General features: G+C 63.4%; 26 protein-coding genes. 15 read left to right on the forward strand and 11 right to left on the reverse strand.

What is annotated here, in order from left to right; genetic code table 11:
* The first annotated feature begins 192 nt into the window (after nucleotides 1-192).
* Nucleotides 193-1833: a malate synthase A gene (aceB, locus tag AC5RWT_RS14510; protein ID WP_494080782.1), complete on the forward strand. Its 1641-nt coding sequence runs from the start codon at nucleotides 193-195 to the stop codon at nucleotides 1831-1833.
* Between the two features lie 455 nt (nucleotides 1834-2288).
* Here aceB and AC5RWT_RS14515 read toward each other — a convergent pair whose 3' ends face one another.
* From AC5RWT_RS14515 to AC5RWT_RS14525, 3 genes are all read right to left on the reverse strand, one after another.
* Complete coding sequence (locus AC5RWT_RS14515) at nucleotides 2289-4007, reverse strand: DNA/RNA helicase domain-containing protein (RefSeq protein WP_494080783.1); 1719 nt, start codon at nucleotides 4005-4007, stop codon at nucleotides 2289-2291.
* On the reverse strand, nucleotides 3994-4311 hold the full coding sequence (locus AC5RWT_RS14520) for a nucleotide pyrophosphohydrolase (protein WP_494080784.1): 318 nt from the start codon (nucleotides 4309-4311) through the stop codon (nucleotides 3994-3996). The genes AC5RWT_RS14515 and AC5RWT_RS14520 overlap by 14 nt, the downstream gene beginning before the upstream one ends.
* 264 nt (nucleotides 4312-4575) lie before the next feature.
* On the reverse strand, nucleotides 4576-4848 hold the full coding sequence (locus tag AC5RWT_RS14525) for a YciI family protein (RefSeq protein ID WP_494080785.1): 273 nt from the start codon (nucleotides 4846-4848) through the stop codon (nucleotides 4576-4578).
* A 250-nt stretch (nucleotides 4849-5098) separates the two neighbouring features.
* Between AC5RWT_RS14525 and AC5RWT_RS14530 the strand changes: the two genes are divergently transcribed.
* On the forward strand, nucleotides 5099-5749 hold the full coding sequence (locus tag AC5RWT_RS14530; protein ID WP_494080786.1) for a GIY-YIG nuclease family protein: 651 nt from the start codon (nucleotides 5099-5101) through the stop codon (nucleotides 5747-5749).
* Nucleotides 5750-6100: 351 nt separating this feature from the next.
* On the opposite strand, the gene AC5RWT_RS14535 is transcribed toward AC5RWT_RS14530, so the two are convergent.
* Complete coding sequence (locus AC5RWT_RS14535; RefSeq protein WP_494080787.1) at nucleotides 6101-6742, reverse strand: GIY-YIG nuclease family protein; 642 nt, start codon at nucleotides 6740-6742, stop codon at nucleotides 6101-6103.
* 387 nt (nucleotides 6743-7129) lie between these two features.
* Between AC5RWT_RS14535 and AC5RWT_RS14540 the strand changes: the two genes are divergently transcribed.
* From AC5RWT_RS14540 to mtr, 3 genes are all read left to right on the forward strand, one after another.
* On the forward strand, nucleotides 7130-7636 hold the full coding sequence (locus AC5RWT_RS14540) for a GNAT family N-acetyltransferase (RefSeq protein WP_494080788.1): 507 nt from the start codon (nucleotides 7130-7132) through the stop codon (nucleotides 7634-7636).
* A gap of 229 nt (nucleotides 7637-7865) precedes the next feature.
* Complete coding sequence (locus AC5RWT_RS14545; protein ID WP_494080789.1) at nucleotides 7866-8339, forward strand: MarR family winged helix-turn-helix transcriptional regulator; 474 nt, start codon at nucleotides 7866-7868, stop codon at nucleotides 8337-8339.
* 98 nt (nucleotides 8340-8437) lie between these two features.
* On the forward strand, nucleotides 8438-9844 hold the full coding sequence (gene mtr, locus AC5RWT_RS14550) for a mycothione reductase (RefSeq protein ID WP_494080790.1): 1407 nt from the start codon (nucleotides 8438-8440) through the stop codon (nucleotides 9842-9844).
* A 94-nt stretch (nucleotides 9845-9938) separates the two neighbouring features.
* On the opposite strand, the gene AC5RWT_RS14555 is transcribed toward mtr, so the two are convergent.
* Entirely contained in the window at nucleotides 9939-10280 is a 342-nt protein-coding gene (locus AC5RWT_RS14555) for a YciI family protein (protein ID WP_494080791.1), read from the reverse strand.
* A 338-nt stretch (nucleotides 10281-10618) separates the two neighbouring features.
* Between AC5RWT_RS14555 and AC5RWT_RS14560 the strand changes: the two genes are divergently transcribed.
* Nucleotides 10619-10813 carry a hypothetical protein gene (locus AC5RWT_RS14560; RefSeq protein ID WP_494080792.1) on the forward strand — a complete coding sequence of 65 codons (195 nt, stop codon included), beginning with the start codon at nucleotides 10619-10621 and terminating at the stop codon, nucleotides 10811-10813.
* A gap of 107 nt (nucleotides 10814-10920) precedes the next feature.
* On the opposite strand, the gene AC5RWT_RS14565 is transcribed toward AC5RWT_RS14560, so the two are convergent.
* A complete protein-coding gene (locus AC5RWT_RS14565) occupies nucleotides 10921-11835 on the reverse strand; it encodes a LysR substrate-binding domain-containing protein (RefSeq protein WP_494080793.1) in 915 nt (304 codons plus the stop codon).
* A gap of 104 nt (nucleotides 11836-11939) precedes the next feature.
* On the opposite strand from AC5RWT_RS14565, the gene AC5RWT_RS14570 reads away from it, so the two are divergent.
* The 4 genes from AC5RWT_RS14570 to AC5RWT_RS14585 all read left to right on the forward strand — a co-directional run bounded on the left by AC5RWT_RS14570 (nucleotide 11940) and on the right by AC5RWT_RS14585 (nucleotide 16393).
* Nucleotides 11940-13259, forward strand: coding sequence for a cytochrome P450 (locus AC5RWT_RS14570; protein ID WP_494080794.1), 1320 nt, complete (start codon nucleotides 11940-11942; stop codon nucleotides 13257-13259).
* A gap of 15 nt (nucleotides 13260-13274) precedes the next feature.
* On the forward strand, nucleotides 13275-13601 hold the full coding sequence (locus AC5RWT_RS14575) for a 2Fe-2S iron-sulfur cluster-binding protein (protein ID WP_494080795.1): 327 nt from the start codon (nucleotides 13275-13277) through the stop codon (nucleotides 13599-13601).
* A gap of 9 nt (nucleotides 13602-13610) precedes the next feature.
* Nucleotides 13611-14927 (forward strand): NAD(P)/FAD-dependent oxidoreductase, encoded by a 1317-nt coding sequence (locus AC5RWT_RS14580; protein WP_494080796.1) that lies wholly within the window; start codon nucleotides 13611-13613, stop codon nucleotides 14925-14927.
* A gap of 71 nt (nucleotides 14928-14998) precedes the next feature.
* On the forward strand, nucleotides 14999-16393 hold the full coding sequence (locus AC5RWT_RS14585; protein ID WP_494045330.1) for an MFS transporter: 1395 nt from the start codon (nucleotides 14999-15001) through the stop codon (nucleotides 16391-16393).
* Between the two features lie 119 nt (nucleotides 16394-16512).
* Here AC5RWT_RS14585 and AC5RWT_RS14590 read toward each other — a convergent pair whose 3' ends face one another.
* Nucleotides 16513-16830, reverse strand: a complete 318-nt coding sequence (locus AC5RWT_RS14590; RefSeq protein WP_494080797.1) for an XRE family transcriptional regulator — start codon at nucleotides 16828-16830, stop codon at nucleotides 16513-16515.
* 138 nt (nucleotides 16831-16968) lie between these two features.
* On the opposite strand from AC5RWT_RS14590, the gene AC5RWT_RS14595 reads away from it, so the two are divergent.
* The 3 genes from AC5RWT_RS14595 to AC5RWT_RS14605 all read left to right on the forward strand — a co-directional run bounded on the left by AC5RWT_RS14595 (nucleotide 16969) and on the right by AC5RWT_RS14605 (nucleotide 18502).
* On the forward strand, nucleotides 16969-17475 hold the full coding sequence (locus AC5RWT_RS14595) for a hypothetical protein (protein WP_494080798.1): 507 nt from the start codon (nucleotides 16969-16971) through the stop codon (nucleotides 17473-17475).
* A 52-nt stretch (nucleotides 17476-17527) separates the two neighbouring features.
* A complete protein-coding gene (locus AC5RWT_RS14600) occupies nucleotides 17528-17860 on the forward strand; it encodes a hypothetical protein (RefSeq protein ID WP_494080799.1) in 333 nt (110 codons plus the stop codon).
* A 69-nt stretch (nucleotides 17861-17929) separates the two neighbouring features.
* Complete coding sequence (locus AC5RWT_RS14605) at nucleotides 17930-18502, forward strand: MOSC domain-containing protein (RefSeq protein WP_494080800.1); 573 nt, start codon at nucleotides 17930-17932, stop codon at nucleotides 18500-18502.
* A gap of 79 nt (nucleotides 18503-18581) precedes the next feature.
* On the opposite strand, the gene AC5RWT_RS14610 is transcribed toward AC5RWT_RS14605, so the two are convergent.
* Entirely contained in the window at nucleotides 18582-19604 is a 1023-nt protein-coding gene (locus tag AC5RWT_RS14610) for a 1-aminocyclopropane-1-carboxylate deaminase (protein ID WP_494080801.1), read from the reverse strand.
* Between the two features lie 26 nt (nucleotides 19605-19630).
* The gene (locus AC5RWT_RS14615; protein WP_494080802.1) at nucleotides 19631-20071 is read right to left on the reverse strand and encodes a VOC family protein; all 441 of its coding nucleotides are present in this window, start codon (nucleotides 20069-20071) and stop codon (nucleotides 19631-19633) included.
* 587 nt (nucleotides 20072-20658) lie between these two features.
* On the opposite strand from AC5RWT_RS14615, the gene AC5RWT_RS14620 reads away from it, so the two are divergent.
* Nucleotides 20659-21024 carry a hypothetical protein gene (locus AC5RWT_RS14620; RefSeq protein WP_494080803.1) on the forward strand — a complete coding sequence of 122 codons (366 nt, stop codon included), beginning with the start codon at nucleotides 20659-20661 and terminating at the stop codon, nucleotides 21022-21024.
* 3 nt (nucleotides 21025-21027) lie between these two features.
* The gene (locus tag AC5RWT_RS14625; RefSeq protein WP_494080804.1) at nucleotides 21028-21453 is read left to right on the forward strand and encodes a hypothetical protein; all 426 of its coding nucleotides are present in this window, start codon (nucleotides 21028-21030) and stop codon (nucleotides 21451-21453) included.
* A 157-nt stretch (nucleotides 21454-21610) separates the two neighbouring features.
* Here the strand turns inward: AC5RWT_RS14625 and AC5RWT_RS14630 are convergent, their stop codons facing one another.
* Together AC5RWT_RS14630 and AC5RWT_RS14635 are read right to left on the reverse strand one after the other, a co-directional pair.
* Nucleotides 21611-21832, reverse strand: coding sequence for a hypothetical protein (locus tag AC5RWT_RS14630; protein ID WP_494080805.1), 222 nt, complete (start codon nucleotides 21830-21832; stop codon nucleotides 21611-21613).
* A gap of 277 nt (nucleotides 21833-22109) precedes the next feature.
* Complete coding sequence (locus AC5RWT_RS14635; protein ID WP_494080806.1) at nucleotides 22110-22379, reverse strand: hypothetical protein; 270 nt, start codon at nucleotides 22377-22379, stop codon at nucleotides 22110-22112.
* Nucleotides 22380-22533 lie beyond the last annotated feature (154 nt).

Genomic DNA, 22533 nt, shown 5'->3' on the forward strand with positions numbered 1-22533 from the left:
GGGCACCGGCTACTTCGACACCATCTCCACTGCCCTCAACCCCAACGGCAGCACCCTGGCACTGGTCGGCTCCACCGAAGAGGGCCAGTTCCACTAAATCTTTTCGCATCGAGGAGTCAGCAGGCGCCCTTCTCAGGGCTGGGAAGGGCGCCAGCTGAACAGTCGATGCACTTCTTGAGGAGTGAATGAGCGATGAACGATCCGATTACCTTGAACGGGATTACGTTGACGGCCCCGCCGGTGCGCCGGCAGGAGGAAGTGCTGACGCCGCAGGCGCTGCAGTTCGTGGCCAAGCTGCACCAGGCCACCGCGGCACGGCGGGGAGACCTGCTGGTCCAGCGGGAGAGCCGGCGCAAGTCGATCGCCCGCGGGCACGACCCGAAGTTCCTGCCCGGCACCCGGCACATCCGCGAAAACGCCTCCTGGCGGGTGGCGCCCCCGGCGCCCGGGCTGGAGGACCGGCGGGTGGAGATCACCGGGCCGGTGGAGAAGAAGATGACCATCAACGCGCTGAACTCCGCCGCCAAGGTGTGGCTGGCGGACATGGAGGACTCCTCCACCCCCAGCTGGTCCAACGTCATCAACGGGCAGCTGAACCTGACCGACGTGCTGGAGCGGCGGATCGACTTCACCTCCGAGACCGGCAAGGAATACAAGCTCACCGGCCAGACGCTCACCGACCTGCCCACCATCGTGGTCCGGCCGCGAGGCTGGCACCTGCCGGAGAAGCACATGCTGATCGGCGGCGAACCGGTGGCCGGCGGGATCGTGGACTTCGGCCTGTACTTCTTCCACAACGCCCAGCGGCTGATCGCGCAGGGCCGCGGACCGTACTTCTACCTGCCGAAGATCGAGTCGCACCTGGAAGCCCGGCTGTGGAACGACGTGTTCATCCTGGCGCAGGACCTGCTGGGCATCCCGCAGGGCACCATCCGCGCCACCGTGCTGATCGAGACCATCACGGCCGCGTTCGAGATGGAGGAGATCCTGTACGAGCTGCGCGACCACGCCTCCGGGCTGAACGCCGGCCGCTGGGACTACATCTTCTCGGTGATCAAGAACTTCCGGGCCCGCGGGCCGCGGTTCGTGCTGCCGGACCGCACGCAGGTGACCATGACCGCGCCGTTCATGCGCTCCTACACCGAGCAGCTGGTCCGCGCCTGCCACCGCCGCGGCGCCATGGCCATCGGCGGGATGGCCGCGTTCATCCCCAGCCGCCGCGACCCGGAGGCCAACGCCATCGCCATGGAGAAGGTGCACGCGGACAAGACCCGCGAAGCCTCCGACGGGTTCGACGGCTCCTGGGTGGCGCACCCGGACCTGGTCCCGGTCTGCCGCGAGGTGTTCGACTCAGTGCTGGGTGACCGGCCCAACCAGCTGGACCGCCAACGCGAGGATGTCACGCCCGACGACGGTGCCCTCCTGAACATCGCCGGCACCGAAGGGACCATCACCGAGACCGGCATCCGCACCAACCTGGAAGTCGGCATCCAGTACATCGAGTCCTGGCTGCGCGGCAACGGCGCGGTGGCCATCCACAACCTGATGGAGGACGCGGCGACGGCGGAGATCTCCCGCTCGCAGATTTGGCAGTGGATCCACGCCCACGCCCTGACCGACGACGGCGAGATCATCACCCGCGAATGGGTCCGGGAACTGCTGGAGGAAGAGTTCGCGGCCCTGCCCCGGTTCGACGGCGACCGGTTCGACGACGCCCGCGAGATCTTCGAAGAGTGTGCCCTCGGCGAAGAGTTCCCGGCCTTCCTGACGATCCCCGCCTACCAGAACTACCTGCTGGAGAAGTCGCCTACCAAGGTGGTTGCTGCAGCCTAAGTCTCCTCGCCCTCTGGTCCGAGCCGCTGGCAACAGTGGCCCGGACCGGAGGGCGGGAGTGGGGGACGGGGGATGCTGCCCGGGATGTTCTGTTCTTTCCTCGCGATTGAACACAACATCCGGGGCCATCCCATCCGCCACCGAGGCATCGCCCTTCGGGAGATCCCCTTCTAACTGTCCGGCGGTTGACCTGGGTCCAATAGCCAGCCCCTGGTCAACCGCCGGGTTCACGTGCCGGTGCCATCACCGGGCACACACGGTTTCCGCTTACCGAGCGGAAGCCGGCCAACTCCGCGGGGCCGCCCGGTCCACGCCGTTCGCCACAGGCAACCCGAAATCCGGGCGGCCCGGGCCGGTCCTGCGGAAACACTGCCACCGTTGCTTCCATAAACACATTCTCATCCTTCAATGAGCGAGGGTGCGATGATCAACAACGATTTGCCACACTACGCTGTCTAGAAGTATTGACGTAAATAGTCCCTAAGCTCTTCGTTGCAGACATAGACGTAGGTGCCGAAAATCCCTCGGGTGAGCAGCACGGTGTAAATATTCCGCACGTACTCGAGCAGATCTTGGTCCGAGTAGGTGATCCCGAGTTTTGGGTTGTTCTCACGGCCCTTCTTGTCGTGATACGTGGATCGGTTAAAGGTGATTGCCCCAGCCGAATTGTCATAGCGAAGGTCTTCGCCGATTATGACGCCCGCATAGTTCAAGTCATAGCCTTGAACGGTGTGAATTGAACCGACTTCGAGCTCTGACCCGGGCGAATTGATCCAGTCGCGTTGAGTCGAGTTCCACCGAAGCTTCACGCCGTCGAGTTCGATGTCAAACGCATTCTTGTCCGTCTTGCTGCTCCACTTCCAGGCGTATCCTGCAAGGAGGCGTGACAGTCCCTTCTCCCGATCGCGCAGGAGGATCTCATGTCTCATCTTTCTGAGATCTGTGAAGAAGCGAAGGTCATAGCCATCGAAGTCCTCGCGGGTCAGCGGTGGCATATCGCTAAGCACTTTGCGGACATACCCGACATAGTCTTGTTCCGCAGATATTCTCATCTGCGATTGAAGCGGGTAGAGACGGCCTGAAGTTGATGCCTCCTTGAGGAGTGCGTTAGTGGTGGCGGCGGGCAGATCCGCGGGACGCACACTTTGCCCTGTATCGAGCATCAGGATGGTGTGCCTGCTCTGCTGCCGGACCCAATCTAGCTGCGTAAATTTGGGGTCGTCCTTACCGAAAAGCTTCCGGTTGATCTCCTCAAACTTCTTGTTGAGCGGGCCGGATGGCTGGTTAGCCCTTTGGTTGAGGCGATGAGCTTCATCAACAATCAGCAGATCAAAAGGCTCGTCACTCTCGCCGACGGAAAAAGGTGTGAGCACGAGGTTTTCGTGGAGCCCAGGGGTAAGTTTGAACACTCGCGAGATCGACGCACGGAGCGACTGTTGGGGGACGACCAGACCCACATGCAGTGTTGCCAAGAGTTCGGCACGTGCTGGGGTGAAATATTCGCTGAAGATGGAGTCACTGTCTAGTGGTTCTTCAGGGTCATGCCGTCGAATGTCTTCCAGCAGCTTCAGGAGATAGATGGCGACGACGGTCTTCCCCGTACCGGGATTGCCTTGAACAACGACAGTGCTCGGTGTATCGCTTTCTAGATCAGCGAAGAGTCCGTCAAGGATGTCCTCAACAGCGATCGCCTGATCATGATTAAGTGCTTTGAACGGTGAAAGCTTGAAGAGGTCACTGTTGATGATTTCAGGGAGAGTGCGCTGGAACAGGTGCTCTTGGGTTCGGAGCTTTTCGAAGACCTCATCGAAGCTCTTCCTGTACACCTCGCGGTCATAGTAGTCAGCGTCGGTAATGCCCGCGTTTTGGTTGAGCACCTGATACTGTCCGTCTCCGGAGAACATCCGGATGAGATACGATTCCAGATCCAGGCACGCTGACTTGTTGAAAGTTTCGTTTAGCACGACGCGAACCCAGCTGAGCCGACGCTTCTCGTCTGAGTCTAGATGCTGCCGCATACGGCTTTCGGAGTTCAACGATTCGCCGACGTACACTTCGGTGTCATTGTTCATGACGTACACAACAGGCCAGTTGCGGTGTCGAAGATCGGCCGCGCCCCACGCGCGAATTTCGTTCGGATCGAATGGGAATCGTTCGAGGCTAAAGTTGGTCATACTTCTCGCTTCGGCCTCGTGCTTTTTCTATTGGGTACTTCTCGCCTGTTTTCTTCAGCTTCTCTAACACGATGGCTTGGGGATCGACGCCCAGTCGGTCGGCAAGGAGAATACAGTACGTGAGTACGTCCGCGAGCTCTTCTTGCGCGGAGCGAAGATTCCCTCCGCCCCATTGGAAGCACTCAAGGAGCTCCGCAGCCTCAATACTGATGCTCTTTGCAAGATTCTCGGGCGTATGAAACTGCTCCCAATTTCGTTCGGCAACGAACGCGCGAAGTGCTTCAAGGGCAGATATCTTTTGCATGAATCAAAGCTATCAGCCGCCTGTGACAGCCCCAGTTAACCACTGCCCTATCGCAGGACCTGTTTAGTTGCACAGTGATCGTCAACGAAGACCATTTATCGGTGCCGGCGGCCCCTGCGGAAAAACAGTGAATGAAAATGCCGGGTGCGGCTCTCCCCACCCGGCGTTTCTCGTTGTCGGTTGTGGAGCCACCGCCCATCCAGGGCGCTGGCTCCACTCGGATGACGCTAACGAGCCTGGCGGCGAGGACCGCTCAGCGGGGACCTAGCTGGCGGGATCGTATCCGAAAGCCCGCACCTCCTGGGCGCAACGGCAAGCGACCGCGAACTTCGCGGCCCACTCCAACGCCGCATCATACCTCCAACACCGAGTAGCCGCCTTCTGCGTCGTATGCGGGTAAGTGCCCTCACGCACGATGCCATCGCCGGCGTCCTTCGCCGCCTGAACCACCGCGTGCGACGCATCCGAAACGGCCGGCAGCTCTTCCTCGGAGACGTCCATGGCGGCACTCGGAAACGAGATCAGATACTTCGTCATCGCGTCGACTCTCTCTTCGCAGCACATGATCACGTGCATCCTCGCGGATGCCACCGGGCCGCGCAAGGATTTCGGCCGGTTCCGGGGGCCGACCTCCGGCCAATCCGACTCGCTGTCTCGAAACCTCTGCGATCGCCAGAGCCGGCCCCGTACTCTCACTAGACTCGGCCCGACAAGGTCAAACGTCGCACGACGATGCCATTTTGGTTTTCGCCGCCGTGTTCCATACTGCAGGTGGAGGTGATGCGGCATGGTCAAGGGTTCGCAGAGGTATGTGCTCGCCAACGGTCCCCAATACGGGTTGCAGCCCGTCCCCGGATTCAAGTTCATCTACGTCCTGATGCTGAACTTGAAAGGGCTGCCTTCCAAACCATTCTACGTTGGGCAGGCCGAAGACCTGCTGCGGCGCTTCCACAACCATCAGATAGTCATGTGGCACTGGGCCAAATTCACCCGGCCCGTCCGGGCGTACATCGCTGGTCTGGTACCCGCGGCATCCGCCACTGAGGCCGAGATGGACCTGATCCAGCGCCTAACCGCGGCCCGGTACAAGCTGGCTAACATGGTCACCGGCTCGCCCGGCAGCAGGCGGGTCCAGGTCAGCCACGCCCTGCTCGATACGGGTGCCGGGGAAATCAGCGTGTACCTGAAGGAGCGCGGCCACCCCGAGGGGTCCGTACTGCTCAAATGGGGTGCCTACTGGGTGAGCCCGCGCTATGCCGATGTTAGCCTCAAGCAGCTTGGAAAACGGCTGCGCATCCGAGGCCTGGCGGTCCCGCAGCCGCAGCGGAGAGGTGACTTCAGATACCTGCAGAACATCTGGGTATTCCCACCCAGGGCCCACCGCGGCACCGGCCGCTTCAGGCTCACCAATCTCCAAGAGGAATCGCTCATCCGCTAAACAGACCGGCTTACGGGCTTTCGTGAAGGCGGCCGATAGCTCCCTCGGTTCGGCTATCAGGCGACCTACAGTGATCCGCGGCCGATTCGATCCCTGCTACGCGCTCTGCGGCGGGCCAATGGCTTCTCCACCCCGAACTGATAGTTGGCGGCTGGCTGGCACCGACCCAAAGGGGTGGCCGAAGGCCTTGTTCTGGTGTTCTTTCAGCAGCGGCGGGCAAACCTAAGCAGCGCTAAGGCTGCGAACGAGGAATTCGGCATAGCCTGCAGCGGTCAGGCCATGGAGCAAGAGCCAAGGCTTGGTCCGCGCGAAAGGTCACGGAACCTGGCTGCCCGCTGTCCACGACCGGCTTTACACGACAGGCAGAGCCCGTGCTGTTGCCTTGTGCTCGGCGCGGAGGGCCTTGAGCGTCGGGTAGTAGGGATGATGGCTGTTGCCCTGGAGGTTGAGTGGCAGGCTCAGTTCCTTGAATGCCTGCGCCTCCGCGTGCCACGGGGAATCCGCCTGCGCCCATGTCACGCGGGCATGCCCGCTCATCCACTCGCTGAGCTGACGTTCGCCGTCTGGCGTGAAGGTCAGCCGGGTTCCACTGCCGACTCTGCGGAGGGCGATTCCTAGCGTTCCTGTCAGGTGGCATCCCAGCGTCAGCCGCAGCGTAGAGCCGTAGGCGTTGCCGCGGTAGTGGTATCGGATCCGGTGCCGAAGCGTTTGCGAACTCGGCCGTCTTCCATTTCGTGGCGGCTCCTTCGGAGCGATCCCGACATATAGCAGCACGCCTTCTGGGCTGACATGGCAGCCACGGATGTCTACGCCAGACGGCAGTTCATCGAAGTACCACGCGTAGACGCCAGACAACATGGGCACTGGTGACGGCCGCTCAAGCACTTCCTTGCCGGTGTAGAGGCGCGTGGGCGTTAGTAGCTGCGTGAGCACTGTTGCATTGTCGGTGATGATGCTGTCCTTTCCGTGCCCATCATTGACTGGGGCGAACATCGAAGTTCATGGACCGCCTATGGCAAGTCCGGATACAGCCCGTGCCCGCCCGAGATTTCTGGTTCGGTCCTCACAGATCAACGATGACGGCGAGCCACCCGGTAGTCGTTCATCAACACGCCCAGAGAACGAATATCGCACGGGATGCCCTATCGGCCGGAGCAGAAGCAGTTGCTCCACCGTGTTGTTCAACCACCCGCCGGCCTTGGCCGGAGGGGAACCCGCACCCCTGCCCCCGGCCGCCGCCGATGGCACCCTAGGGACGGCCCTTCCGCGGTCCGCCGTAAGGATGCGGCCGCAACCGTTGACACAACAGTTCGCTGGCGACCGCATCCCGTCGCCGCCAGGGCCCTACGGTGACCGCGCCTTTTCAGTAGGATCAGTCCCGTGAAGATCCGCCTCGCAACCCAGCACGACGCACCCCAGCTCGCAGAACTGCTCAAACACTGGGATGGGCACCAGTTTGAATCCGAGCGCTACGCCAATGGCCGGGGACCACACGGTCCAGGTACCCACGTTGCCGAGCGCGACGGCACTATCGTCGGGTGGCTGAACGGCAGCCACACCAACTGGAACGCGAACCAGATGGCGGACTACGCGGACCGACCAAACTCGAGGTGCTCCGTGCTGGCTGCGATGTATGTTGACCCCAGCCACCAGGAAGACAATGTTGGCACGGCCCTCGTAGAAGCCTTCCTGAAGGAGAGCGAAACCGGACGCAACACCATGGCCTATGTACAGCCGGATGCCTCCGCCGACGTAGATCTGGAGCGGCTGCGGGGCTTCTACAGACGCTTCGGCTTCACGCTGCGCCAGCCGGTTAGCCGCATCAGGATGGAGCACTGGCCCATGGCCAGGGATATTGCGGGCTGGCGATACGATCACTGCATGTAGATCCGCCCCGCCACCGCCTTCGACCCCGCCCAGCTCGCGGACCTGCTCCGGACATGGAACGGGGTGACGGAGTACACCGAGGGCAACCGGTAGGGCGGCGGTCCAACCGGGCCGGGCACATGTCGCGGTTCGTTGCGCTTCTCAAAGTCCGGCTCCTCCTTCGAGCAAATCGTCCGAAACAAGATGATCCGTTTTTGGATGATCTGATGCCGGTCGATACCATGGGAGCGTGCTACCCAACGTTGATCTCGACCCGTCACTCAAGCCGTGTGCGACGGTGGACAGCCCTTTCACCAGCGACCTGACCTGGCTGATGCATCGTGCGGTCGGAGTGCTGACCGAGAACTTCGATGCTGCTTGCCGGGACAACGGCTTGCACGATATGCGTGACACCCTGGTGCTTGCGGTGGCCGGAGATGGCACGCCGCGCACCCAGATCGAGATCGCCACCACGCTCGGTCTCGACAAGTCCACGCTGATGTCTATTATCGACCGGCTCGAAAAGCAGGGCTACCTGGTGCGGGACGCCGATCCTACGAACCGTCGCATCCGCATTCCACGCACCACCGACGAAGGCCAAGCTGTACTGAACCGCGCCCTTGCCGCACGCGACCAAGTAGTCGAGCAGACCCTTGCCGGCTTCGGCGAGGACGATGTCCGGCAACTGCGCACCCTGCTGTGGAAGATCGCCACCACCAAATAACTTGACCCGCCTCTCCCGCCGGCTGCCTCCCGCTGCCCGGCTTGGCCCCTTTTCCGCGCCCCGCGCACCCCAAAACGAACCCTTAGTGAGGACTTGCCATGGAAACCCCTAGCGATATCGCCGTCGATGGGCACTACGACCTGATCATCATCGGCACCGGATCCGGAAACTCAATCCCCGGGCCGGAGTTCGAGGACAAATCGATCGCGATCATCGAGAAGGGAACCTTCGGCGGCACCTGCCTCAATGTCGGCTGTATCCCCACGAAGATGTACGTCTATGCAGCCGACGCCGCGTTGGAGACCGCCCAGTCCGGGCGGCTGGGCGTGAATGCCCAAGTCAACTCCGTGGACTGGCCCGGAATGGTCACCCGCATCTTCGAAAACCGCATTGACCCGATCGCCGGCGGGGGTGAAGAGTACCGCCGCGGTCCGCAGACTCCCAACATCGACGTCTACGACCAGCATGCTGTCTTCGTCGGCGAACGCACGCTGCGCACCGGCCAAGGCCAGCAGCAGAAGATCATCTCCGGCGACCAGATCGTCATCGCCGCCGGCTCCCGCCCCTTCATTCCCAACTCCATCGCTGCCTCCGGAGTGCGGTACTACACCAACGAGGACATCATGCGCCTGCCGGAGCAGCCAAAGTCCATGGTGATCATTGGTGGAGGCTACATCGCCATGGAGTTCGCCCACGTCTTCGAGGCCCTCGGCACCGAGGTAACGGTCATCTCTCGCTCTTCGCTGCTGCGTAGCCTGGACACCGAGTTGGGCGAGCAGTTCAATGCTATCGCCGCCCAGCGATACCAACTCCTGTCCGGCCGAACCGCCATCGGCGCCGAGGAGACAACCGAGGGCGTGACCGTCAGGCTCGACGACGGCACCTCCGTCACCGCGGAAGTACTGCTGGTGGCCACCGGGCGCGTGCCCAACGGTGACCAATTGGACCTGGCCTCTGCCGGGATCGAAATGACCGACGACGGACGTGTCCGCGTCGACGAGTACGGCCGCTCGACCACCGCCCAGGGTGTCTGGGCCCTCGGCGATGTATCCTCGCCCTACATGCTCAAGCACGTGGCCAACGCGGAGATGCGTGCCGTGCGGCACAACCTGCTCCACCCGGACAATCTGCGAAAGATGCCGCACGACCACGTTCCCGCGGCCACCTTCACGCACCCGCAGGTCGCCACCGTCGGGCTGACCGAGGAGCAGGCCCGAGAACAGGGCCACAACGTGACGGTCAAGGTGCAGAAGTACGGGGATGTCGCCTACGGCTGGGCCATGGAAGACACCACCGGCATCTGCAAACTGATCGCAGACCGCGACACCGGGAAGCTGCTCGGCGCGCACTACATGGGGCCCCAAGCCTCCACCTTGATCCAGCAGATGATCACCGTGCTCGCCTTTGACTTGGACGTCCGCGATTTCGCGGCCAAGCAGTACTGGATTCACCCGGCGCTGCCCGAGGTCACCGAGAACGCACTACTCGGCCTTGAGTTCAATTAAAACGAGGGAACGCTTTGTGGGTGCGGCTCTGCCTAAAGAGCCGCACCTGGCAGTGTTCGTGGCACGTTCTGGGGGCCAACCGCGTCGCAGAGACCTAGCTGGCAGGGTCGTATCCGAAGACCCGCACCTCCTGGGCACACCGGCAAGCGACCGCGAACTTCACGGCCCACTCCAACGCCGCGTCATACGAGGGCAGTTCCAGAACCGAGTAGCCGCCTTCGAGTTGCGCCGTCTGGGGGTAGGTGCCCTCGCTCACGGTGCCATCGCCGTCGACCATCACTGGCGGGACGCTGTCATCGATGCCACCGCCGAACACCCACACGCCGGCGTCCTTCGCCTCCTGCACCACCGCGTGCGCAGCACCCGAAACGGCCGGCAGCTCTTCTTCGGTGACGACCATCGCGTCACTGGGAAACGAGATCAAATACTTTGTCATCGCGTCGGCTCCTTCTTCGCAGCACGGGATAACAGGCATCCTTGTAGATGCCAGCGTGCCGCGCAAGGATTTCGAGGGTCCGGCGGATGACGGTACCCCGGTCCAAGCTCTGGACGAAGAGTTTCCGGACTCATGGTTGTCCTGGAGAAGTCGCCCACGCTACGGGCGCGGCCTAGAGTCGCAACCACCGTCCGGCGGCGGCCGTCAAATCAGGCTTTGTCTCGCCGCCGGCATCACAGACTCTCCGCCCGGCCGTCAGGTGAGCGCCCGGGTTCCTTGTTTTGTCGTTGGCTTCTGTCGCCTCCATTACAAACAGAAGCGGCGCATAGGCTCCGGTTATGGGATGGTTCTCAGACGCAGTCGAGGGGCTCCTAATCCGGCTGCAGCCAGATGCCGACGTCCTCTTGCCGTACGCGCCGCTGTTGCTCCCCTTGGCAGGTTTGCAGGCGGCGTTGATAGTGAAGCTGGACAAGAAGACCGGCAAGAAGACTGCTGAACACATCGTAAGAATCGCCGAGGGCAAAGCCAGTTAAGCAGCCGGGCTGAGGGACACGATGGCCGCGAGCTCGGCGCAGGCGGATCGCTACTGCACCTTCCCGCAGAGCTGTCCACCGCCGTCGTTATTTCCAGCCCCTAAGGGTCAGACCGTTTCGATCCCTTCCAGCACTTCGGTGGCATAGTCCATGACCGCACGCGCGCGGGCGCTGAGGGCCACGCCGTCGGGCCAGACGGCGACCACGGAGGTGACCCCGGCCCGGGGACGCAACGGCCTGGAGACAATAGGCAGTCCCTCCGTGGTGACGGGTATCTGGTTGGGCCTTGACATCAGCAGGCTGTAGCCCAGCCCGCGGCCCACCAGCGCGCGGACCAGGTCGATCTGCGGCACACGCGCCGCATAGTTAGGAGTGAGCCCGCGTTCGTCGAACATCAGCTGGGTGTAGCCGGTGCTGGGTTGCGATTCGAGCATGATCAGCGGTTCCGGGGCGAGCTCTGCCAGGTCGATGTCCGGCTTTGCGGCCAGCGGGTGCGACCCGGCGAGGATGGCCATCACTTCGGTCTTGTAGATCTCCTGCCGCTGCAGGCTCGCGGGCATGCCGATGCCGTAGACGATCGCGGCATCCAGGGCTCCTGTTTCCAGCTTCGGCAACAGGTCGCCGTGATCGCCTACCGTGATGCTGATGTCCACGTCGGGGTGCAGCTTGCCAAACCCTTCTAAGACTGACGGCAACACGTTGCTGGCCAGCCCGATGTAGCACCCCAGTGCCACGGGGCCCTTCAGTTGCCCTCCGACGCCGGCCAACTCGCTGACCAGCCCGTCGGTTTCCTTCAAGATGGTGCGGGCCCTGGCAGCAAGATATTGGCCCGCCTGGGTTAGCCGCATACCTCGGGCTTTCCGGCGTACACACAGCTGCTCCCCTACTGCCGCCTCCAATTCGCTGAGCGCATGGGAGAGGGCAGATTCGGAAATGTGCAGCGCCGCCGCGGCAGAGCTCAACGTGTCATGGTCCGGAAGGGCGGCAAAGAGTTCCAGCTGCCGCAAGGTGAACTTTGGCATGTAATCCTACTAAATCGAAGAAGTTGTCCGAATATCCGCAGTTTACTAGGAGAAGAACGCGCGTGACACTAGTCACCAAGATGTAGTTGATACCAGGAGGACAGATGTCTACCGCCCTCGACGGCCGATGCCCCTTCGGCTATGGAGCAGATTCCGGCAGCACCGCCGCCGTCGCACCCTTGGAAATCTCGGACACCCGCGGCGCGGCACTTGCTGCTACTTCGCTTGCCGAGTCCACGCCGAATGCACCCTACCCGGTGGCGGACTGGGTTGACCCGGTTCGGATGATGGCCGATCCCTACCCGACCTACGAGCGGCTGCGGCAAGAGTCGCCGGTCGCCTGGGTTCCGGCGATCAAGAAGTTTCTCGTGACCAACTACGAGGGCTGCCACGCAGTGGAGATGGATCAGGAAATCTTCAGTGCCAACGTCAGTGGCGCCGCGATGAACCGGGCACTTGGCGCGCAGCCGATGCTGCGCAAGGACGATCCGGAGCACGCCGCCGACCGCGCCCCGATCAATCCGGTGCTGCGCCCTAAGAACATCAAGGAAGCTTGGGCACCGGTCTTCGAACGCAACGCACAGACTTATCTGGATGTGTTGGAGGACATGGGCCCGGACAGGGCCGACCTCAACCGCGACTACGCGGCGCCGGTGGCCTCTCAGAACCTGATTGACTTGCTCGGTCTCAAGGACGTCGCCGTCGAGCAGATGCGCCGCTGGTCCCATGACTTCATTGCCGGTTCTGGAAACGTCCTGAACGATCAGGCCATTTGGGACCGCTGCGACGCATCGCAGGCCGAACTGGATGCCATCCTTGACGAACTCATCCCGTTCTATCAGCAGCACCCCAACGCGTCGATGACCTCGGCGCTGGCCAACAGCGGGCTGCCGTTCGACAACGTGGCCGCCAACGTCAAACTCACCATCTCCGGCGGGATGAACGAGCCGCAACACATGGTGACCAACATCGTGTGGGCACTGAGCCAGCACTCCGAGCAGCTGGATAGGGTCCTAACCGACGACTCCCTCTGGCCCGCCGTGTTCGACGAGACCGTGCGCTGGCGCTCCCCCATCGGCATGTACCCGCGTGAGACCACCCGGGAAACCACGCTGTGCGGCGTCCGGCTTCCGGCCGGCGCGGGTCTCGGTGTTGTTGTCGGATCTGCCAACCGGGACACCGCCCACTTCGGCCCCACGGCCGACGAGTTCAACATCTTCAGGCCCAAAACCTCCCACTTGGCCTTCGGCAGCGGCGTCCACCTGTGCGCCGGGCACTGGGCGGCCAAAACCTCCATCGGCCAGATTGCCGTACCGCTGGCGTACAAACGCTTCCCCAGCCTCCGCACCGACGAGACCCGGACGGAAAGCTGGGACGGCTGGGTCTTCCGCGGCCTCACCAGCCTGCCCGTCACCTGGAACTAGAAAGCAGAAGAACCAATGGCAAAGATCAGCTTCCACCACTCGGACGGCAACGTTGACGTCCTCGACGTCGACCCTGGCACGTCCCTGATGCGGGCCGCCGTGACCAATGGCGTCGCCGGCATAGTCGGCGAATGCGGCGGCCAGGCCATGTGCGCCACCTGCCACGTTTATGTCCGGCCAGAGTACCTCGACGGGCTGCCGGAGATCAGCGAGGACGAAGCGGAAATGCTCGACTGCACCGCCGGCCCGCGCGACGAAACCCGCAGCCGGCTCGGCTGCCAAATCAAGGCCGGCGAAGGGCTCGAGCAGATCGAAGTCGACGTCCCCGAAGACCAGATCTAGGACAAGCCCATGAGCACACTGGGGAACATTGTTGTTGTTGGCAACGGCCAGGCCGGCATCCAGCTGGTGGATTCGCTGCGCAAGGAAGGCTACACCGCCGCGATCACCTTGCTCGGCGAAGAACCGCACCACCCGTACCAGCGCCCGCCGCTGTCCAAGGACTACCTCGCCGCCGGCAAGCACCCGGTCCCGCTCCCCTTGCGCCCGGAAAAGTTCTTCACCACCAACGACGTCGATGCCCGCCTCGGCGTGCACGTCACCTCCATCGACCGGACCGCCAAGACCGTCACCCTCGACGACGGCACCACCGTGGCCTATTCCACACTGGTCCTGGCCACCGGCGCCGCCAACCGCGAACTCACCGTCCCCGGAGCCGGACTGACCGGCATCCACGGCCTGCGCACCCTCACCGACGCCCAGGCCCTGCACGCCCGCCTCGACACGGTCCGCTCCGTCGTCGTCATCGGTGCCGGGTTCATCGGGCTGGAGTTCGCCGCCGCCGCCCGCGCCCGGGGCCTGGACGTCACCGTGCTCGAGTACGCCGACCGGCCGATGGGCCGCGCCCTGACCCCGGTCATGAGCGGCTTCTTCGCCGACGCCCACCAACGCCTCGGCGTGACCCTCCGGCTGGGCGAAGGCATCGCTTCCTTCGACGGCGACAACACCGGGCACGTCACCGCCGCGGTGTCCACCACCGGGCTCCGCTACCCCGCCGACCTGGTGCTGGTCGGCGTCGGCGTCACCCCGCGCACCGAACTCGCGGCAGCCGCGGGCCTCGAGGTCGAGAACGGCATCGTGGTCGACGGGTCACTGCGCACGTCCGACCCTGACATCTACGCCCTCGGCGACTGCGCGTCCTTCCCCAACGTCCACGCCGGCACCCGAGCCCGGCTCGAATCCGTGCAGAACGCCACCGACCAGGCCCGCCACGCCGCCCACGCCATCCTCGGCGCAGAACCCGGCGGCGCGCCCGACTCCAAGCCCGGCACCGACTCCAAGCCCGGCGCCGGGTCCGGGGGCGCGTCCGGCGGTTACGCGGACCTGCCCTGGTTCTGGTCCAATCAGGGCCATCTGCGTCTGCAGATCGCCGGCCTGGTAGCCCCCGGCGACCAGACCGTGCTCCGCGGGAACCCGGCGGAGGAGAAGTTCTCCGTGTTCTGCTTCCGCAACGGGGTCTTGGCCGCGGTCGAATCAGTCAACCAGCCTGCCGACCACATGGCCGCCCGCCGCCTGCTCTCCGCTGGCCGCACCCTCACCCCTGAACAGGCTGCGGACCCGGACTTCGACCTCAAGACCTACTCCAAGCAACAGTCCGTCACCATCTAGCGCCAAACTCCTAACCCGTTCAATTGTCGGCCGACACCGACACCACAGTTTGACTATCAAAGGGGAAATCCATGAGCACTGCTGCTCTCAGGCATTCGTCCGCCGCGAACCAGCGCCGCGTCGCGTTTGCCACGATTATCGGCACCACCATCGAGTGGTACGACTTCTTCATCTACGCCACCGCGGCTGGCTTGGTCTTCGCGCACCTGTTCTTCGAGCCAGCGGGCGAATCCATTGGCCTGCTGCTGGCCTTCGCCTCCGTGGGCATCAGCTTCCTTTTCCGGCCGCTGGGCGCCTTCCTGGCCGGTCACTACGGCGACAAGCTTGGCCGCCGCGCCATGCTGGTCATCACCCTGATCCTGATGGGTGCGGCCACCACGCTGATCGGTGTGCTGCCGACCTACGAGACCGCAGGGGTTCTGGCACCGGTCCTATTGCTGCTGCTGCGCATCCTGCAGGGCATTTCTGCCGGCGGTGAATGGGGCGGCGCCGTGCTGATGGCCGTGGAGCATGCTCCCCGTGATCGCCGTGGCCGGGCCGGCTCCTTCCCCCAGCTGGGTGTACCGCTGGGGATGCTGCTGGCCTCCGGCGTCACCACGTTGATGACCGGCGTCATCGCCCCCGGCGATGCCTTCCTCGAGTGGGGCTGGCGGGTTCCGTTCCTGCTGAGCGTCGTGCTGATCGCCGTCGGTTACTTGGTCCGCCGCTCGGTAGACGAATCGCCGGTGTTCAAGGAGATCGCTGCGAAGAAGCAGCAGACCAAGGTCCCCGTCGTCGAGCTGTTCCGCAAGCACTGGCTGCTGGTCATTCTGGCCGCGCTGGTCTTCGCGGGCAACAACGCCGCCGGCTACATGGCCACCGGCGGTTTCATCCCGAGCTACGCCACCTCCGACGCGGTGGGTATGGAGCGCACGGACGTGCTGCTGGCCGTCACCTTCGCCTCCGCTATGTGGTTCATCTTCACCGCATTGGCCGGCGTCCTCGCCGACAAGATCGGCCGCAAGCGCACCTACCTGATCGGGTTCAGCGCCCAGTTGCTGACCGTCTTCCCGCTGTTCTGGCTGATCGACACTGGCTCACTGGGCATGCTCTACCTGGCTCTCGGCCTGTTCACCGTCGGCCTCGGCCTCGGCTACGGACCGCAGGCAGCGTGGTATAGCGAGATCTTCCCGGCCTCGGTCCGCTACTCCGGCGTCTCGATCGCCTATGCACTCGGCGCCATCCTCGGCGGAGCCTTCGCCCCCACCATTGCACAGGCGCTGATCAACGCCACCGGGGCCAGCAGCTCGGTCTCGATGTATCTGTTCGGCATGACGATCGTGTCCATCATCGCCGTGCTGATCCTGCGCGACCGCCCCGGCATCGACCTCTCGATCAACAACCAGGCGGAACAGGAAGTCGGTGCAACGGTCTTCGACAAGCGCCGCGGCATCTCCACCGACCACGCTGTGAAGGCCAGCGCCTGAGTCAACTAGTGGTCGTGTAGCGCCTCACGACATCGGACCTAGTCGCGGGTGTCCGGTCGGAACCATCCGGCCGGACGCCCGCCGCAGCAATCTACCTCGTCTTCGTGGGGCGGAGTGCCCTAGATGCCGTCCTCGTCCACGGTTCCGCCTTCGCCTTCCCACGTTTCCAGGCGCTTGACCTTGGTGGAGTTGAACTTGCGACGGACGCCGTAGCCGCCGTGGTCATCGTCCTCGATGAAGACCACACCGAACTGTCCCAGTGCCCGGCGTAGTTGCTCATTCTGTTCGGGCGTCAACGTGAGGTTGCCCTTCTCAAACTCCTGCACCTGCTGCTTGTCCAAGCCCGCGGAGCTCGCGATGACCTTGGTGGAAACCTGCGTCAGGGCACGTGCCGCACGTGCCAGATCCGAGGTAATCATCAGTTGATTCTTGCTCATGGCCTGATCATCCCAGCTTTCGGGCGGGTGTCTAATCCCCGGATCCATAAGACCTCGCCCAATTAAAGATGTCAGTGGAAACCTGTGTCCCTCACGGAGCTCGGTACCTTTCACCAGATGGTGCCCTAGATTGGAGCCATGGTCGCGCTGCAGGTTCCCGATCCAGTGGAAGTAGTGGTCCGGAACGATGGCCCGGACGGGTGGGACGTTCTCGCCTCGCTGGGTCCGCTGGCAATCCTTTTGGCTGCCGTCATCGCTGCCTTCATCGGTTGGCGCAGCATGCAGACGCAGGCGGAAGCAAACCGTCGGGCACAGTGGTGGGAGCGGGCCGAGTGGGCATTGGATGCATCCATGGCCTCCAACCTTGACCGGAGGGTGATCGGGTTGGGAGTTTTGGCGCTCCTCGCCGAGAGCGACCTCGCTGGCGAAGAAGAGGCTCGGATCCTTCAGGTCGCCTCGAACGACAGTTTGGCTCAGAAGGCCACAGCCCTTGCAGACGCGGACGCCGTGCCGCCCTCCCCTAAGGCCGCTGAGTCCTTACTGACGGGCCGTGTCAGGATCCAAGCCGCCAAACTCCGCGTGGTGACCGACAGGAAACTGGGGGAACCAACGCCCGAATGGATCGTAGGGCTCGCCCAAAGCTAGCCCTCAGCCGCGGCATGGCAGAATGACGGCAGACCAAGCCCGGAGGAAATGCATGACCGCCCACGATCAAACCGCCACCGCAGAAACGCAGCAAAGGCCGAAATACTACCTGCAGTGGAAGTTTTCCAGTGCAGGTAAAGTATTCCGCGACGTGCTCTGGACCGCCTTCATTTTTCTGTTCATCACTCTTTTCGATTTAGGCGGCAACGGGTTTTGGTTGAACCTTGGCGGTGCCGTCCTCATCGGCCTGGCCCTGGATGCGGTCGAGTACCAGCACGAAGTGCACCGAAGGCCCGCTCACCGGAAAAGCGTATGGCTGTGGCAGGTGCTGGCAGTACTGGCTGTGACCATTCTTTTCATCGGCTTGATCCAACTGATCCGCTGAAAGTACCCGCGCAAAGAGAACCCGAGCTAACAAGCTGCAGCGGTCCTCGCTGTACGGAATGCTGGTGTTGTGAGCACTACGTACAGGTACCCCATCGAAATCCTGCACCTGCTGGTGTCGCCGGGGCATGCCTACTTTGGCCGGGCCAAGGATGGCGCGGCAGAGGTACCTACGGCAGATCTTGACCGGGCGAAAGTAGTGGCGGGCAAGGGCATTGTGGGTGACAGGTTCTTCGGCAAGGCCGCGCACATGGATGCGGCGGTGACTTTCATGGCCGTGGAGTCCCTCGAAGCCATCGCCGCCGAGTTGGGCTGCGAGCCGTTTGATCCGCTTCTGGCGCGGCGGAATATGGTGCTGCGGGGCGCCCAACTGGCGCCGCTGATCGGTGAGGAGTTCGCGGTGGAATCCCGCGGCGAACAGGTGCGTTTCCGGGGTGGCCGGCACGCCCACCCTTGCGTCTGGATGGACCGGATGCTCGCACCCGGCGCCCACTCAGCCATGCGCGGACGGGGAGGACTCCGCTGCCAGCCGCTGTCGGATGGCGTTCTCCATCGCGGTCCCGCACTGCTGCTCAGCCCGGTAGAACTCCGGCCCGAAGAGGCGGGTGCCGCAGTCCGGCCTAGGCCCGGGCGGCTGCCGTAACCAATAGCTGCCCACAGGGTCTGCAAGCAACCGGGGATCCGGGGCCGGCGGCGCTCAGGTGAGCGCCGCCGTCGTTGTTTTAGCTCCTGAACAGGCCGCTGTAGGCGTTGAGGGCCGGTTGGCCGCCGAGGTGGGCGTAGAGCACGTTGCTGTCGGCGGGGATCTGCTTGCTGCTGACCAGGTCGATCATGCCGGCCATGGACTTGCCCTCGTAGACCGGGTCCGTGATCATCGCTTCGAGTGAGGCGCTGAGCCGCATGGCTTCGAGGGTGGAATCGACCGGGATGCCGTAGACGTCGCCCGCCCAGCCTTCCAGCACGGTGATCTCGTCGTCGTGCAGTTCCCGCTCGAGTCCGATGAGCTTGGCGGTGTTGCGGGCGATGCGGCCGACCTGCTCGCGGGTCTTGGGCAGGGTGGCGGAGGCGTCGATGCCGATCACGCGGCGCGGGCGGCCGCCCGCGTCCTGCAAAGCGGCGAACCCGGCGATCATGCCGGCGTGGGTGGAGCCCGTGACGGTGCAGACCACGATGGTGTCGAAGAAGACGCCGAGTTCCTCTTCCTGCTGCTGCACCTCGTAGGCCCAGTTGGCGAAGCCGAGTCCGCCGAGCTTGTGCTCTGAGGCGCCGGCCGGGATGGGGTAGGGCTTGCCGCCCGCTGCCTCCACCTCCGCGATGGCGTTCTGCCACGAGTCTCGAATCCCGATGTCGAAGCCGGACGGGTCGAGCCGCACGTCCGCGCCCATCAGCCGCGACAGCAGGATGTTGCCGACGCGGTCGTTCAGCGGATCCGGCCAGTCCACCCAGTTCTCCTGCACCAGCAGGGCCTTCAAACCGAGTGTCGCGGCCACTGCCGCCACCTGCCGGGTGTGGTTGGACTGGAAGCCGCCGATGGAGACGATGGTGTCCGCGCCTTCCGCGAGGATGTCCGGGACGATGTACTCCAGCTTGCGGGTTTTGTTGCCGCCGAAGGCCAGGCCGGAGTTCACGTCCTCCCGCTTGGCCCAGAGCTGCGCGCCGCCCAAATGTTTGGTCAACCTCGGCAGATGGTGGACCGGGCTGGGGCCGAAGGTCAGCGGGTAGCGGTCAAATTCCATGATGCCCATTTGTTCCTCATTCTGCCGGCTGACGGTTACTGGGCTGAACCGGCGTTTTCCGGAGCGGTGATGTTGACCATCCAGTTCACGCCGAAGCGGTCCGTGAGCTGCCCGAAGTAGTCGCCCCACGGGGCCTGCTCGAGCGGCTGGTTGATGCTCGCGCCGTCGCTCAGGCCCTCCCAATAGCTCCGCAGCTTGGCGTCCTCGCCCGGGTCTTCGCCGCTGGAGCTGAGGCAAATGTAACCGTTGTCGGCCGCGGACATATCGGCCGGCACGTCCGAGGCCATCAACAGGAAGCCGCGGTCTACGAACACCGACGAGTGCATGATCTTCGCGCCGGTCTCGGGGTTGTCGTCGCCCATTCCCTCGGCGTACGTCATCTTGTTCATGTCCCCGCCGAACACGGAGTGGTAGAACTCGATCGCCTCCGCGGCCTTGCCGCTGAACTGCAGGTAGGGATTCAGGTCCAGTGCCATGGGTCTGCCTTCCGTTGTGGATGCCGCTCGTTCCGATCCGCGTTCATTCTTGCGTGTTCGGCCGCGCGCGGGAAGAGGACCCGGAAGAGGTGCCCGATAGACGGGCCGTGAAGACGGCGGAGCACATGTGGAAACGCCCGCTCCCCGGAGCTGAACTGCTCCCCGAGAGTCGAAACTGATTTTTCAGTCCAACTTTCGGGGAGCAGTTCATTCCCAGGCGCCGGCCACAACCGCCCCGGTGCGGAACGGGAGCCTCCGTCACAGCTATGGGTGCGCGGATAAACACTGAAACGGCCCGACCCGTTTCCGCTCCTCGGACAAAGGAAATCCGTGATCCACACGTAGCGGAATGTTGTCTCGAACCCGGACGCCCGACGCGGCAAAGCATGGCGCCCGGGGTCCCACTGAGTATGGCAGTCTGATTTGGCCCCACTTTTGAGGGTTTTTGCAGTCTGATTTGGCCCCACCCTCGACCCGACCCGTAGCGTTCTGCTCGTCTGCCAAGGCGAGTGGAAGGTACGGGTTTGAAAGAGAGATCGAGAGTGGAGCAATTCGAGCGTATCCGTCGGGATCGGAGAGATAAAGACATGTCCATCCGCGAGCTGGCCAAAGCGCACCGGATGCACCGGCGCACGGTGCGTGCTGCGCTTGCATGCGCCGAACCGCCGGCACGGAAGACCCCGGTCCGCCGGTCCCCGGTACTCGCACCGTGGGAGGCGATCATTACCGGCTGGTTGAAGGACGATCTGACAGCGCCGGTGAAACAGCGCCATACCGGCCGCAGGATCTGGCAGCGGCTGGTTGAAGAACACGGCGCGCAGATCGCTGAGTCCACGGTCACGCATGCCGTGTCCCGGATCCGGAAGGAACTGACCGCCGCGGTGGCCGACGGGGCTGTCCACCAGACCCATCGAGCCGGTGCCGAGGCAGAGGTTGATTTCGGTGAGTTTTGAGCCGTGATCGCCGGGATCCGGATGAAGTTGTGGATGTTCGTGATGCGCCTGTCCTATTCGGGGAAGGCTGTGCACGTTGCTTACGCGAATCAGGCCCAGGAGATGTTCCTGGACGGGCACGTGTTGGCCTTCGAACGGTTCGGCGGAGTTCCCGTGGCCCAGATCCGGTATGACAATCTCAAACCGGCAGTGATCCGGCTGCTGCTGGGACGGGAGCGGGTGGAGAACCCGAAATTCATCGCCATGCGTTCTCACTATGGGTTCGAGTCGTTTTTCTGCCGTCCTGGTGTCGAGGGTGCCCATGAGAAGGGTGGGGTCGAAGGCGAGGTCGGCCGGTACCGGCGCCGCTGGCTGACTCCGGTGCCGGAGTTCGCCACGATCGCCGAGCTCAACGAGTTCATGGCCGTCCGTGACGCCAAAGGACGATAAGCGGGTCATCGGCAGCAAACCGGCCACCGTCGAGGCGATGTTCGCAGAGGAGACAGCCGTGCTGCGCCGGCTGCCGGCCGACCGGTTTGAGGCGGCAGAGGCACTTTCCTGCAAGGTCGATGCCAAGGCGATGGTCTGCGTGCGCCAGTCCTACTATTCAGTACCTGGCCCGGTACGCCGGCCGCCGGGTCTCGGTACGGCTCGGAGCCCGCCGGGTGGAGGTCTTCGTCGACGGTGCCCGGGTCACTTCCCACGTGCGGGCCATCGCCAAGTAATGCACGTGCTGGAACTGGACCACTATCTGGAGGTCCAGACCCGCAAGCCCGGTGCACTGGCCGGCTCCACCGCCCTGGCCGCAGCCCGTGCCTGGTGCGTTCACTGCCGGCCATCAGAAGTTCTGGGACAGGGCCCGCCGGGTCCTCGGCGACCGCGAGGGCACCCCTGCGCTGACCGAGGTACTGCTGCTGGCCCGTACCCTGCCCGTGGCAGCGATAGGGCATGCCATGAACACTGCCGCGGCCGCCGCAGATTTCACCGGTGAACCTCGCCGTCAGCGCCCGCAACCACGCCGCTGCAAGCGGTGCAGGGAGCGTGAGCGAGCGGTTGCAGCTGGAACAGCCACAATGATCCTTTCAATCACTTTTAGGCTAGTTGCCTTACACAATCAATCTGACGCCCTCACCGGATCTGGAGACATCCAGTTCGTCACACATGAACGACACATCGAATTCATCGGAATCAGCCCAGTCCGCGATCGCAGCGAATTTCACTGCTGGCCTTTCGCGAACCAGGTCGAGACATTTTTTGCGAAATGGAGCTGCACTTCCAGTTTCGCGTGGTCTTTCCGTAACGTTCCAGTTCGGCGGTTCCGATTCGCTCAGCGGTTCCTCGCCGGCATCTTCGGCCGGCGGCGCTATCTTCTTCATCCACTTCCTGATCGATGTTTCACTGTATCAAGCTTCTTTGCCACTTCGCTGACGGAATACGCGCCATCGTAATCAAGGCTATCGCGTCACGCTTGTACTCATCCGTGAAACTTCTCCGCGTCGAACCCATAAGAACATTTTCCTCCCTTTAGGA

Source organism: Arthrobacter sp. Dra40, assembly GCF_059091905.1.